This window comes from Protofrankia sp. Cas4, from assembly GCF_963555915.1.
GTDB lineage: Bacteria > Actinomycetota > Actinomycetes > Frankiales > Frankiaceae > Protofrankia.
Genome location: NZ_CAUVXL010000087.1, coordinates 1 through 13242 on the forward strand (window position 1 = coordinate 1; position 13242 = coordinate 13242).

Below are 13242 nucleotides of genomic sequence, written 5' to 3' on the forward strand. Positions count from 1 at the left end.
ATGACTTCAGCCAAGCCGAGTATCACACAGCCGCCGGTTTCGTCTTCGTGGCCTGTGACCATTTGTTCGTCGGCGACAGCGCCAGGCCCGACGATCCCCTGGCACTGACCTATGAGAACCTTGCGGCCGCCAACCATGCCACCGTCGAGGAGATCGTCGCGAGACTCGGCGCCGGCACGCTGGCGTCGGATATCCCGCCGATCGACGTCACGAAGGTCGCTGGAATGAGCCAATCCATGGGCGGCTGCCTGCTCGCCGTTCAGCAGGCCAACCACCGCACCTTCGACGGCGTGGCCTTTCTCGGATGGAGTGGGATCTACACCAATTTCCCGGCGCCCGACGGCAGCCGGATCACCTATCCGATGCCGCCCCGCGGCACCGACCTGCGGCACCGACCTGCGGCACCGACCTGCGCCCGATCGCAGATCAGGTTCTCGGCGTCGCGACCCCGGACGAAGATCAGTTCCTGTTCTGCTTCCACTGGCCGGTCGCGGTGGCTGGCGGCGCGGGGACCAGCGCCGCCAGCGATGTCGCTCAGCCCCAGGCTCCCGCCACCTGCCTGGTGGCGACGTTGATGCGGTTGAACACGTTGGTCGTCGCGATCGAGAGGATCAGGGCCGCGAGCGCCTGCTCGTCAAAGTGCCGGGCGGCGTCGTCCCAGAGCTCGTCCGGCACCGGGTCCGCCCGGTCGCTGAGCCGCGTGACAGCCTCGGTGAGCGCCAGCGCCGCACGTTCGGCATCGGTGAAGTACGGCGCCGCCCGCCAGGCCGCCACCGCGAACAGCCGCTCGTCGGTCTCGCCCGCCTTCCTGGCGCTGCGTGCCCCCCCGTCCACGCAGGAGCTGCAGCCGTTGATCTGGCTCGCGCGCAGGTGGACCAGCGCGAGCGTCGCCGCCGGCACACCGCTCTGCTCGATCGACGCGTTCAGGGCCCCGATGGCCTGCATCGCACCGGGAATGATCATCGCTGGGTTCTTCATCCGTGGTTCCATGGCTGCTCTCCTCCAAGGCCTGTCACATCAGGCGGGTTTCGTCGGTCACTGGTATGACAGGCCGCGACGGAGGAATGTGACCGATGGACGAACAGCAGTGGCTGGCAGAGCGTTTCGAGGAAAGCCGCACGCATCTGGGGGCGGTGGCCTACCGGATGCTCGGCTCGCAGGCCGAGGCCGACGACGCGGTACAGGACGCCTGGCTGCGGTTCAGCCGCTCCGACACCAGCGGCGTGGCGAACCTGCGTGGCTGGCTGACCACGATCGTCGCGCGGGTCTGCCTGAACATGCTGCAGTCACGCAGGTCCCGGCGGGAGGAACCGCTGGACGAGCACGTACCTGACCCGGTCGACGGGATCGATCCCGAACGCCAGGCGATCCTGGCCGACTCGGTGGGCTCCGCGCTGCTCGTCGTGCTCGACACGCTGGTGCCCGCCGAACGGCTCTCGTTCGTGCTGCACGACATGTTCGCCGTCCCCTTCAGCGAGATCGCTCCCATCGTCGAGCGGTCCCCGGCGGCGACACGGCAGCTGGCCAGCCGCGCGCGTCGCCGGGTACAGGGCACACCCACAACCCCCACGGATCTGACCCGCCAGCGTGCGGTTGTCGAGGCCTTCCTCGCCGCATCGCGCAACGGCGACTTCGACGCGCTGCTCGCACTTCTCGACCCGGACGTCGTGCTCCGCGCCGACCTGGCCGCCGTGCAGGCCGCCGCGGCCAGGCGGGCCGCGGGTGCGCCAGCCCTGGCCGAGGAGGTCCACGGGGCGGCGGCCGTGGTCGACACGTTCTCGGGGCGCGCCCGAGCCGCACAACCGGCTCTCATCGACGGAGCCATGGGCGCCGTGTGGGCTCCGCGCGGAACACCGCGGGTCGTGTTCAACTTCACGATCATCGCTGGGAAGATCGTCGCGATCGACCTGCTGTCCGATCCCGAGCTGGTCGGTGGGCTCGACATCACGATCATCGGCGATGTGCCGGCGGGTATGGACTCCTGAACCGGGGAATGGCGCTCGGAGACCAGGTCACCGAAGCAGCGTCTACATTCCTCCGCGTGGCACCCTGAAGAATTGGCATTTCCTCAGGGTGCGACGCGGAGGAATGTAGAGTGGCCGTATGGGCACGAAGATCGGGCAGGTTGCCCAGGAGCTGGCCCGCACGAATCCGTGGTGGCGGACCGTCGAGTGGGCAGCGACGGATCCGGACCTGCGCGCCGTGCGCGACACCGGCCTCGGGTACCGGTCACCATGTCTGGACGGGCTGGTCGACGGGGGTCTCTACCTGCTGCGGGGACCTCGCCGGGTGGGCAAGACGGTGGCCGTGAAGCAGACCATCGTCGATCTGGTCAGACGCGGGACGCCACCGCAGGCGATCGTGCGGATCGCGGCGGACGTGTGGTCGGCGGAGGACCTGCGGACGGTCGTCCAGAACACCGCGCTGCCACCGGTACCGATTGGCACGGCACGGTGGTGGTTGTTCGATGAGATCACCGGGACGACCGGTGACTGGGCGGCGCAGATCAAGTGGTTGCGGGACAACGACCCCGAGTTCGCGGTGGCCACCGTGGTGTTGACCGGGTCGAACGCGGCGGGCCTGACCGCGTCCGCAGGCGTGCTCGCCGGCCGACGCGGACGCATCGACCATGGCGACCGCACCCTGCTGCCGCTGGGGTTCCGGAGCTTCGCGCGGCTGCTGCGACCCCACCTGCCGGACCTTCCCGCTGTCGACCTCGCCCACCTGCGGGGAGAGGCGGCCCGTAGAACATACGCCGATCTGTTGCCGTGGCTGGACGATCTGGTGCTCGCCTGGGAGACCTATCTGATGTACGGCGGATTCCCGATTGCCGTGGCGGCGGCCCGCGCCGGTGAACCGGTGCCGGCGTGGTTCATCGACGACGTCTTCAACGTCGTGTTCCGCGACGCTTTCTCGGCGTCCCAGCTCAGCCAGACCGGCACCGCTGCCCTGGTGGAACGACTCATGCGGTCGATGGCGGCTCCCGCCAACATGAGCAGGATCGGTGCTGACCTGGATCTCAAACACGACGTGGTAGCTCGCCACGTCCGCTATCTCGGCGACGCCTACCTGCTCTGGCACTGCCCGCAGAAGGCAGAACGTGCCTGGACGGCCAGGGAACGCGCCCAGGACAAACTGTACGCAATCGATCCACTGGTTGCGCGGCTGGCTCACCTGCGCAACCCCGCCCGATCCGACATCGACCTCACCGTGCTCGCTGAGATGCAGACCGGCCTGGCCCTGCAGCGCTGTGCCCATGCCCGCGGTGTCGGATGGGCCGAGGACCTGTTTCTGTTCCACCTGCGTACCTCGTCCCGTCATGAGATCGACTTCGTCGCCGAGCAACTGGCCGGCACGGCGGTGGAGAGCAAGTACGTCGAGGGGGGCACCTGGCGAGGTGCGACCGCCACCATCAGCGCGTCCGGGTACGACGGACTATTGGTTACCCGTAATGTCCTGGACACCCAAGAGGAGAGCGGGCCTTGGGCGGTGCCCGCGGGAATTCTCTGCTACCTGATCGACACCTGAACTCCCCTCCTGTGGGTGCCCATTAGGGCAGGCACCCAGCGCCTCGGCGCCTGTTCTCGGGCGCTATCCTCGCGGTACCGTTGCCGGGCGCTCTTTGAGAACGATGTGAATCTGGTGTTGTGGTAGGAGCATCAGATTCACATCGTTAAGTGCCTATTTTGGATCTTGTTGGTGTGTGCGGAGCGTGGTCTGGCGGTGCTGGGTTTCGGTGGCGGTGGGTCTGGTAGAGGCAGGTCATGGCACGTGCTCATGGCTCCCCTCGGACCTGACGGATGCGGAGTGTGCGGTGGTGGAGCCGCTCCTGCCGCCGGTATCGAAAGACGGCCGCAAGCGGTTCATCATCACCGATACCCTCGGGCTCCTGCTCTGCGTCCTCGTCGTTCCCGCCAGTGTCCAGGACCGTGCCGGCGACCGGCGGATCCCGGCCGATCCCGGCCGATCACTACCTCGCCCACCGGCGAGCCCACGTGGTGTTCGCCGACGGCGGCTTCGCCGGACGGTTCGTCGCCTGGGCCCACGACATCACGAAAACCACCGTGGAGATCGTCCGGAAACGGCCGGGACAGCACCGCTTCGAGGTCCCGCCGAAACGACGGGTCGCCGAACGCACCCTCGCATGGATAACCGCGCACCGTCGCCTCGCCCGCGACCACGAAAGAAAGCCCGCCATCTCCGAGACGTTCATCCACTGGGCAATGATCCGCACCATGCTCCGCCGCGTCACCCGCCGACGAACCGCACCCCGCTGGCCAGTCCGGCAACACGGAGAGTAGCCGAAATCAAGATTCAAAACAGGCTCTCGCAGAAGCAGGGTCCACGCTAATCACGCGCGTGCAGGACGTCCGCATAGGGACCGAACTCGTCGGGGAGACAGAGGCGACCGAGTTTGCGGTACTCCAGGCTGATCGCCGTCACCAGGTCACGCATGTCGACCACCCGGCCGTTCGCCGCCCCGAGGTAGGCAGCGGTGACGACCGCGTTGCGGATGTCCCCGCCGGCCAGTGTGAACGCCCGCCCGCAGAAGTCCAGGTCGACGTCGTCGGCCAGCGGGACACAGCGCAGCATCCGCCGCCACAGTTCGCGGCGTTCGGTCTCCTCCGGCCGGGTGAACTCGACGACCACGGACAGCCGTCGCCGGAACGCCTCGTCCAGGTTGGCCGCCAGGTTCGTGGCCAGGATGGCCGTTCCGTCGAAGGACTCCATCCGCTGCAGCAGGTAGGCCACCTCGACGTTGGCATAGCGGTCCCGGGCGTCGGACACCTCCGAGCGCTTGCCGAACAGGGCGTCGGCCTCGTCGAAGAACAGCACGGCGTTGAGCCCCTCGGCGCCGACGAAGATCCTTTCCAGGTTCTTCTCGGTCTCCCCGATGTACTTGTCGACGACCACCGACAGGTCGATGACGTACAGGTCGACGCCCAGCGAGCCGGCGACGACCTCGGCCGCCATGGTCTTGCCGGTGCCGGACTCCCCGGCGAACAGCGAGGTCACGCCTTCCCCACGGCCGCCGCCACGGCGCAGACCCCAGTCGTCGAGCACGGTGCCACGATGGGCGGAGCGGCCCGCGAGGTGACGCAGCGCGATGCCCGTCCGCGCGGGCAGCACGAGGTCGTCCCAGGTCACCGATGGCTGTACCCGGCGCGCGAGCCGTTCCAGACCGGTGGCGTTCTGCGCCCGGGCCGCGGCCACGAGATGCTCGGTTCTGATGTCAATGCCGATTTCGCGGCTGATCTCGCGGCTGATCTCGCGGCCGGTGCCTGCGGCGGCCAGGGCACGGGCTGCGGCAACCGTTCGGCGTACCTGCCGGGGGGTGAGGCGGAACGCGGCCAGCTCGCCGGCCTGGGTTGACCCGCCCAGCTCGGCCGACCACAGCGCCGCCTGTTCGGCGGCTGGCAGCGGTTCAACGTCGCAGCTCAGAGGTGCGGGGCCGGGCGTTTCCGGCTCCCACCCGCCGCGTCCGAACAGCACGATCTGCGGCGAGAACTTTGACGTGCCTTGAACGGACGTGACCAGGCCGGCCACCGCGGCGGCGGACTGGGCGTCGAGGGGCCCGGCGACCAGCACGGCGCCGCGCAACCGGGCCTCCCGGACCGCCTCGGCCAGGACCGCCGGGTCCGGTCCGTCGGTGGTGGTCGAGGCGGCGCCGAGCTGGGCCGCTAGCACCGCCAGCCCCGCCCGGCGGCAGGCCGACGCGGCGACCGTGAGCGCGTCGCCTCCCGGGAGCTGGCGCAGGTAGGTAAGGGACACCCCGGCGGTGAGCGCGCGGGCCAGTCTGTCGACGATGGCGCCGCCCACATCGGGCGGGTCGACGAGTACGGCGCCAAGCCCGGGTTCGGGCCCGTCGTCACCCAGCAGGAACGCCGCCACCCGGTCTGGCACCCGCAGCGACCGGGTCAGAAACGGACGGTCTGCGTCCTCGACGACGAGCAGCCCGGCGGCCACCAGCGCCCCGTTGCGCCCGCAGCGCGCCCGCGCGGCGGCGTCCAGCGGCGAACGCCCACCCAGTTCCAGGGCCAGACCCGGGCTGGCCCGCCGCCGGCTCACGTCGTCGTGCAGGTAGCCGTAAAGCTTCTCGAACCGGGACTCGAGATCCGGAGCGAGGGCGACCAGCAGGATGTCGACGTCCAGGCCGGTCAGCCCACATCGGCGGGCAAGCGTCGGCAACCGCAGTTCCTCACCGGCAGCCTCGGGCGCATCGCGCTCCAACCGGTCCGCACGCGCGCCGTCGGCGTCCGCCGGCGACATCCCCTCGTTGGACGACGCTCGTAGCCGTCCCGGATAGCCGGGCTCGAGCAGGCGGTCGGCCTGCTCGTCGCTCAGGTAAAGACCGCGGAACGCATCGTCTGGTTCGGGGTCCACCGCGCGCCGAGCCGCTACCGCGGCGCGCACCCGTTCCTCGACCGCGGCCAGCCGTCCGATCAGATCAGCCAGGGACGGGGATCGGGATGGGGACAGCACCGCCTACAGCTCCGCGATCCGAGCGGCCCTGCCGTTACCCGTGCCAGGCGAACGGACGCCCGCAGCTGGAAGCCCAGCTGGATCGGCCGCGTCGGGGGCCCGTTGCGCACGCGGATCCACCGGGGAACGGCGGACATCCAGGTACGGCTTCTCCAACACCGGCGGGCCGATTGGGACCACCGGTGCCGGGTCGAACGGTGCCACCACCACGAGATCGAGGGATGGTTTCAGCTCGCCGCCGAGGGCGTTCCAGACGTCGGCGATGCCCCGGTCTGCGCCGGGCGGCAGGGCAAGCTGCAACAGTACGGGCAACGGCTGGGCGGACAGCTGGCCACGCAGATGCCCGGTGGGTACCCGGTCGTGGCGCAGCAGCGCGCCCAGCAGTTGGGACAGCAGCCGGTGTTCGTCCTCGGGGCGCCGGGTCCACGCGGTGAGCAGGTAGGACAGCCGGAACCGCCGTGGCGGCGGCCGGCGGGCGACAACACGCCCCTCGGTGTTGCGGACCGGCTCGGCCGCGATCTCCCGGCGCCCGACGTCCTCACGGATGTCGTAGAGGAAGACGTCCACGCACGGGCCGTTGAGGCGGCTCGCCCAGTCCCGGGTCGGCGCGTCGAAGACCACCTCGGCCTCGCCTGCGGGCAGGGCCTCCGCGGTCAGCAAGGCGGCCAGCGTCGCGTCAACGTCATGGATCATCTCCGTCACCGTCTCTCACCGCGGACGTCAGGACAAGGAGCCAACCGCGCCCTCCGGCTGCCTCATCGGGCACGCGTGCCGGCACGGATTGCCGGTACATCAGGCTGTTCCACAATCGTCACCACGCGCGTACCGTCGATGCCGTGGCGATCTACAATCCGACGCAGATCTACGGCTTCGCCCGGGGCGCGGGGTTCTCCCCCGACCAGGCGACGACGATGACCGCCGTCGCGTTGGCGGAGTCCGGCGGCAACAGCAGTTCCCACAACTCCCACGGTGAGGACTCCCGCGGGCTGTGGCAGATCAACCTCAACGCCCATCCACAGTGGCGGGACCGCGACCTGTACGACCCGAAGATCAACGCCCAGCTCGCCTATGAGGTGTCGCGGCAGGGCCGGGACGTCTCACCCTGGACGTCGACCCACCACGGCGCGAACGCCAGATACCTCGACTTCAAGACGCACGCCCAGCACGCGTCGGTCGAAGCCGGCGACGGTTCCGGCCTGGGCTCGTGGACGGGGACCCCGGGCTACGGCCACCCGCTCGCCGCCGGCGACGGTCCCGGTGGCACGCACGGACCCGCGGATGCCGGCGGCCACGCGCATGTGAACGGCGAGACCGCAGCGGGCTCCGACACGACCCGCCGGTTCCTGGACGCGGCGCTTCGGCAGTCCGGCGACCACTACGTCTTCGGCGCCGAAGTGAACCTCGACGACCCCGACCCGACCACGTTCGACTGCTCCGAGCTGACGCAGTGGGCTGCTCACCAGGCCGGCCACGACATCCCCGACGGCGCGTGGGCGCAGTATTCAAGCCTGCGCGGCGAAGGCATGGAGATCTCCGTCGAGCAGGCGCTGCATACCCCCGGCGCACTGCTGTTCCAGTTCTCCGACGACGCGGGCCGCGGCAGCGGGGAACCGGCCACAGCACATGTCGCGATCAGTCTGGGGGACGGTCGCACCATTGAGGCGCGCAACCCTCGGGACGGCGTGGGGGTGTTCAACGACGCCGGACGCTGGATGACCCGCGCGGCGCTGATACCCGGCATCTCCGCAGTGCCGGGCAGCGACACACCGTCCAGAACCGACGCGGCTGGCTCAGTGGCGGCGGCCGACGGGACCGACACCGATGCCGACGGCCTCACCGATGCACTCGAACGGCACCTCGGGACGGACCCCACCCGGACCGACTCCGACGATGACGGTCTGTCAGATGCCTACGAAATACTGCACCTGCACACCAATCCGTTGTCCGCGGACACCGACTCCGACGGCGTACCGGATTCCATCGAGCTGGCGCTGGGAACGAACCCGAGCGATCCGGACACGGCCCACACCGGCCGGCTCGACGGCGCGATCGGCGCCGCTTCCACCGCCACAACCCGCACTGACACCGACAGCGACACCGACGCAGACGGCCTCACCGACGCTCTGGAACGCATCCTCGGCAGCTCACCCGATAACGCAGACACCGACGGTGACGGGGTGACCGACGGGGCGGAGTACCACGCGCACCTCAACCTCCTCGACCCGTCCGATGTGCACGGTCTGCTCGCTGGACCGGGCACGTCGAGCATTGGCGCGCTGTCGAGCGGTCACGTGGGTGCCCATCCCGACGACAGCCATCTGGGCGGTCACCCGAGTACGGGCACCGGAGCGGACCTCGCCGACGATGGCGGCTCGCACCTGCCGGCCCTGTAAGAGCGTCCGGTCAGAGCAGACCCTGTCGTAGCGCGTAGGCGACCGCGTGGGACCGGTTACGCAGGCCGTACCGGCGGGTGACGTCCTGGAGGACGTTCTTGACGGTGCGTTCGGAGTAGCAGAGCTGCCGACCGATCTCGCGGGTGTCGCACCCCTCGCTGACCAACCGGAGCACGTCCCGCTCCCGTTCGGAGATGCCCGACAGGGTGAGACCACGTGGCGTGAGCACCTGGCACTGGACGTGGCGCACCTGGCTGAGCAGCCCGCCGAGGAGGTCGGGCGGCAGGAAACCCTCGCCGCTGGCCGCCCCGCGAATCGCGGCCAGCACCTGATCCGGGGTGGCGCCGGCGCGCCGGATCAGCGCCGTGATACCCGCTTCCACCACGGCCGTCACATCGGCGAAATCCAGATCGGTCACGATGAGGACCACCGGCGTTCCGGCCTGATACAGACCGCGGATGAGGTCGAACGTCCGCTTGTCAACGGTGTCGACGCTGACCAGCGCGACATCGACCAGCGCGACATCGACCGTCGTGTCCCCGCCGCAGGACGCCGGCAGGCCGGCGGCGGGGCCCGGGCCCGCGTCAATGAGATCGACATCCGGACAGCCCGCAAGCTGCGCAGCAAGACCAGCCCGGGTGATCGGGTCACTGGCATGGAGCAGGACGTGTATCGGTCGGCTCATGGCTATCCCCCTGATGCTTCGCGTGACCGGCAGGACCAGGTATCTCACATCGCTCTCAAGAAAAACTCATTGCGCGAAGGCGCACTCACGTTGTACTCAATCGGCACTCAATCGGCACTCAAGACTGACTCAAGATGCAGGTCAGGCGTGGCTCGCACGTACCGGACGGAGATCTATGAGATGACAGTGAAGTGCCTGTGAGCGCCGTCGCAGCCGACCCCCCGGAGGCGTCGCTGCTGGACACGTCCCTGCTGGACGCGGTCATTCGCGAGGCCGGCCGACACCGGCGCGCCGACCTACAGGCCCGGCTGGCCCGGGAACGCACGCGGCTGACCGCGACGTCATGCCAGGTGGTGGTGGTCGGTGAGTTCAAGAAGGGAAAGAGCTCGCTGGTCAATGCGCTGCTGAACCTGCAGGTCTGCGCAGTCGACCCGATCGGGGCGACCATGATGCCCACAATGATCCAGCACGCGCCCGCCCGCACGGAAACCGTGATCGACCAGTCGGCCGGTTGCGGCGTGGAGATCGGCGTCCCGAATGAACTTCTGGCGTCCGGACTGATAATCGTCGACACGCCCGGGGTGAACGGCGGCCTCACCGACGCTCGCGCTGCCGCGACCCTGCGAGCCGTCTCCGATGCCGACGCGGTCGTGTTCGTCTCGGACGCCAGCCAGGAGTACACCGAGCCGGAGCTGGCTTTCCTGCGCGGGGCGGCACAGCACTGTCCGGTCGTCGTCTGCGCCCTGACCAAGATTGACTTCTACCCCGAATGGCGACGCATTCTCGACCTCGACCGCGGGCATCTACACCGGGTCGGGATCGCGGCACCGGTATTTCCGCTGTCCGCGCCGCTGCGCGACCACGGCCTGCGCGCCGATGCGCCCGAGGTCGACGCAGAATCGGGCTATCCGGCGTTCGCCGTCCACATCCGCTCCGAGCTCGTCGAGCAGTGTCGGGCGCGGGCGCGGCGTGACGCGGATGAGGCAGCGCGCGACGCCCTCGCCCAGATCATGGCTGAGTTGGTGGTGGAACGGGCCGCGCGTGCCGATCCGGCCGTCAGAAATACCCTGCGGCTCCGGCTGGAGGCGGCGCAGGCACGCGCCCACACGATGACCACGGCGGCGGCGAGGTGGCAGCGGATTCTCCGGGACGGCAACACCCAGCTGGAACGACGGGTGGACGACGACCTCAATCAGCGGCTGCAGGCCGTCACCGGCGAGTTCAGGAAACGCGTGGCGACCAGTGCTGACCTGGTGCAGGGCTGGGACGAACTGCGCGCCTGGCTGTGCGAACAGGCCAACCGCGAGCTCATGGCGCACCGCACGATGCTGAGAGCTGAAGCTGCCGCGCTGGCCGAGCAGGTTGTCAGCGTCTTTCACACCGACGAGGCAGCCACCAGCGCCCTACCCGAGATCCCCGCGATGACGTCCCTGGCCTCGCTGGCCTCGCTGGCCTCGCCGACGTCGGGACGGCCGGCGGCTGAGGGCACAGACCCGCAATTCCGCACCGACGGGCGCGGGGCGCGCTGGACTCAGGCCCTGCGCAGCGGCGCGATCGGCATGATGCCCATCCACCTGCTCGCAGCATTCGGCGCACTCGCGGGGCTCTCGCTCGCCCCGATCGTGGCACCGGTCGGCGGGGCGGTCATGTTCGTGGTCGCGAAACGTACGCTGCGTACGTCCCGGGAGAATCAGCTTTCAACCCATCGGGCGCAGGCGAAAGGCGCGGGGGAAGACTACCTCCAGAAAGCCTGGCAGCTGGCGCACACGGACTCCCGGCGCGCCCAGCAGGACATCTATTTTCAGCTGGGAAACGTCTTCACCGAACGCGCGGCCGAGCTCAGAACATCGGCCGGACGCAACCTCGAATCGGCCGCCCTTGAGATCAAGGCGACCGATGTCCGCAGCCAACGGCGACTCGCCGAGCTCAACACGGAGATCAACCGCCTGGAGCTCCTGGCAGGGCAGCGCCGGTGACCCTGCGCTCGGATGTCCAGGCGCTGTTGACCGATGCCGCCGAGGCGTACCGGGGCAGCCCGGCCGAACCCGTCCTGCGCCGAGAGCTGCGGTCCCTGGACGGTCCGTTACGGGTCGCCATCGCCGGCCGGGTCAAGGCGGGGAAGTCCACCCTGCTCAACGCTCTGGTCGGCGAACAGATCGCGGCTACCGACGCCGGCGAGTGCACCCGGGTGGTGACCTGGTACCACCATGGTCCCCGGCACGCGGCCCGGGCGGACCTGTGGCCTGAACGCCGGCCGGGCAACAGCGGTGCCGCCACCACGGTGGAGGTCGGGCTGCACCGAGGGCCGGGCGGCGCCCGGATCGACCTGGGGCCGTACGCCGCCGAGGACGTCGAACGACTGCGGGTGGCGCTGCCGAGCGCGCAACTGCGCCACCTCACGCTCATCGACACCCCGGGTATCGCATCACTGTCAACCGAGGTGTCACGCCGAAGTCACGCATTTCTCGTACCGTCCGGCGAGGCAGCCGAGGACGCCGGGTACCACGGTGGGGCGGACGCCGTGATCTACCTGATGCGGCATCTGCACGCCGCGGACGTGAGCTTCCTGGAGTCCTTCCGCCAGACCGGGCTGCGCGACACCGCCCCGGCGCACGCGATCGGTGTGCTGTCCCGGGCGGATGAGATAGCGCCTGGCAACGCCGCATCAATCGACCTCGCGCACCAGGTCACCGCGGGCATGGGCCGCGACCCCCGGGTCCGGGCGCTGGTACAGACGGTCGTGCCGGTGGCGGGTCTGCTCGCCCAGTGCGGCACGTGGCTCGGTGACCGCGAGTTCGCGGCCCTGGCGTCCGTCGCCGGCCAGCCGACGGTGGACGGTGTCCCCCTGCTGCTGTCGGTGGACCGCTTCCGCGCGGCGAACCCGCGGATCGAGGCGGCGCTCGATGATCGGTCCATGCTGCTGGGCCGGCTCGGGCTCGCCGGGGTCCAGCTCGCCGTTGCGCTGATCCGGCCGGGGCTGGTCACCGACGCGACCGGGCTGGTCACCGAGCTTGCGCACCGCAGCGGTCTGCCCGAACTGCGGGCACTACTGGAGCGTCAGTTCACCGACCGGGCCGACGTCCTCAAGGCCCAGACCGCGCTGCGCCGCCTGGACGCCGTGCTCGACGCCCACCCGATCCCGTCGGCAGACACATTACGGACCCGCCGGGAACGCCTTGAAGCGGGCGCCCACGCGCTGGCCGAACTGAAACTGTTCGGTGATCTGCGTCTGGGCGAGGTCGACGTGGACGACGACCAGCGGGAGGCGATCGAGCTGCTGCTGGGCGCTGCGGGCGGCGAGGTGACCGCCCGGCTCGGCCTGCCACCGGATACCCCCGCCGACGACATCCGAGCCGCGTTGCTCACTACTCTCGACCGCTACCGCCGGCTCAGCGAGAACCGGCTCGCCTCCCGTCCGCTGCGCCGCGCCGCAGCGACGCTGCGCCGCACCTGCGAAGGCCTGCTCACCGGGGATGACATCGCACGACCGACCGGCCGACCGACCGGCCGACCGACCGCGGACTTCACCGTAACCGACAGGCGGACTGCCGCACTGTGCCATGCTGACCATCGCGTGCCATGCTGGACACCGTGCGAATCTCGTCGATCGGCCGCATTCCGGTCATACGGGTAGAATCATAATAGCCATATCAGGTAGTGGGCATCTGGCCAGGACGGTGC

9 protein-coding genes and 2 pseudogenes are annotated in these 13242 nt (G+C 69.6%); 7 read left to right on the plus strand and 4 right to left on the minus strand.

Annotation, left to right across the window (positions count from 1 at the left end):
- Positions 1 to 575 (plus strand): annotated as a pseudogene (locus U9979_RS08030) (hypothetical protein); the annotation flags it as partial.
- Here the strand turns inward: U9979_RS08030 and U9979_RS08035 are convergent.
- Positions 535 to 990 carry a carboxymuconolactone decarboxylase family protein gene (locus U9979_RS08035; RefSeq protein WP_416210758.1) on the minus strand — a complete coding sequence of 152 codons (456 nt, stop codon included), beginning with the start codon at positions 988 to 990 and terminating at the stop codon, positions 535 to 537. The pseudogene U9979_RS08030 and the gene U9979_RS08035 overlap by 41 nt on opposite strands.
- Before the next feature lie 83 nt (positions 991 to 1073).
- Between U9979_RS08035 and U9979_RS08040 the strand changes: the two genes are divergently transcribed.
- The 3 genes and pseudogenes from U9979_RS08040 to U9979_RS08050 form a co-directional block, all read left to right on the plus strand.
- Positions 1074 to 1985, plus strand: coding sequence for a sigma-70 family RNA polymerase sigma factor (locus tag U9979_RS08040; protein ID WP_322778866.1), 912 nt, complete (start codon positions 1074 to 1076; stop codon positions 1983 to 1985).
- Between the two features lie 118 nt (positions 1986 to 2103).
- Entirely contained in the window at positions 2104 to 3528 is a 1425-nt protein-coding gene (locus U9979_RS08045; RefSeq protein ID WP_322778867.1) for an ATP-binding protein, read from the plus strand.
- 319 nt (positions 3529 to 3847) lie between these two features.
- Positions 3848 to 4301: pseudogene (locus U9979_RS08050) on the plus strand (transposase); the annotation flags it as partial.
- 46 nt (positions 4302 to 4347) lie between these two features.
- Here the strand turns inward: U9979_RS08050 and U9979_RS08055 are convergent.
- Together U9979_RS08055 and U9979_RS08060 are read right to left on the minus strand one after the other, a co-directional pair.
- On the minus strand, positions 4348 to 6483 hold the full coding sequence (locus U9979_RS08055; protein WP_322778868.1) for an ATP-binding protein: 2136 nt from the start codon (positions 6481 to 6483) through the stop codon (positions 4348 to 4350).
- A 3-nt stretch (positions 6484 to 6486) separates the two neighbouring features.
- Entirely contained in the window at positions 6487 to 7176 is a 690-nt protein-coding gene (locus tag U9979_RS08060) for a DUF4255 domain-containing protein (protein WP_322751382.1), read from the minus strand.
- 143 nt (positions 7177 to 7319) lie between these two features.
- On the opposite strand from U9979_RS08060, the gene U9979_RS08065 reads away from it, so the two are divergent.
- On the plus strand, positions 7320 to 8876 hold the full coding sequence (locus U9979_RS08065; protein ID WP_322778869.1) for an NlpC/P60 family protein: 1557 nt from the start codon (positions 7320 to 7322) through the stop codon (positions 8874 to 8876).
- A 10-nt stretch (positions 8877 to 8886) separates the two neighbouring features.
- Here the strand turns inward: U9979_RS08065 and U9979_RS08070 are convergent, their stop codons facing one another.
- Positions 8887 to 9561, minus strand: a complete 675-nt coding sequence (locus U9979_RS08070; RefSeq protein WP_322767744.1) for a response regulator transcription factor — start codon at positions 9559 to 9561, stop codon at positions 8887 to 8889.
- Between the two features lie 197 nt (positions 9562 to 9758).
- Between U9979_RS08070 and U9979_RS08075 the strand changes: the two genes are divergently transcribed.
- The gene (locus tag U9979_RS08075) at positions 9759 to 11537 is read left to right on the plus strand and encodes a dynamin family protein (RefSeq protein WP_322778870.1); all 1779 of its coding nucleotides are present in this window, start codon (positions 9759 to 9761) and stop codon (positions 11535 to 11537) included.
- Complete coding sequence (locus U9979_RS08080; RefSeq protein ID WP_322778871.1) at positions 11534 to 13195, plus strand: dynamin family protein; 1662 nt, start codon at positions 11534 to 11536, stop codon at positions 13193 to 13195. Before U9979_RS08075 ends, U9979_RS08080 begins: the two co-directional genes overlap by 4 nt.
- Positions 13196 to 13242: the final 47 nt, after the last annotated feature.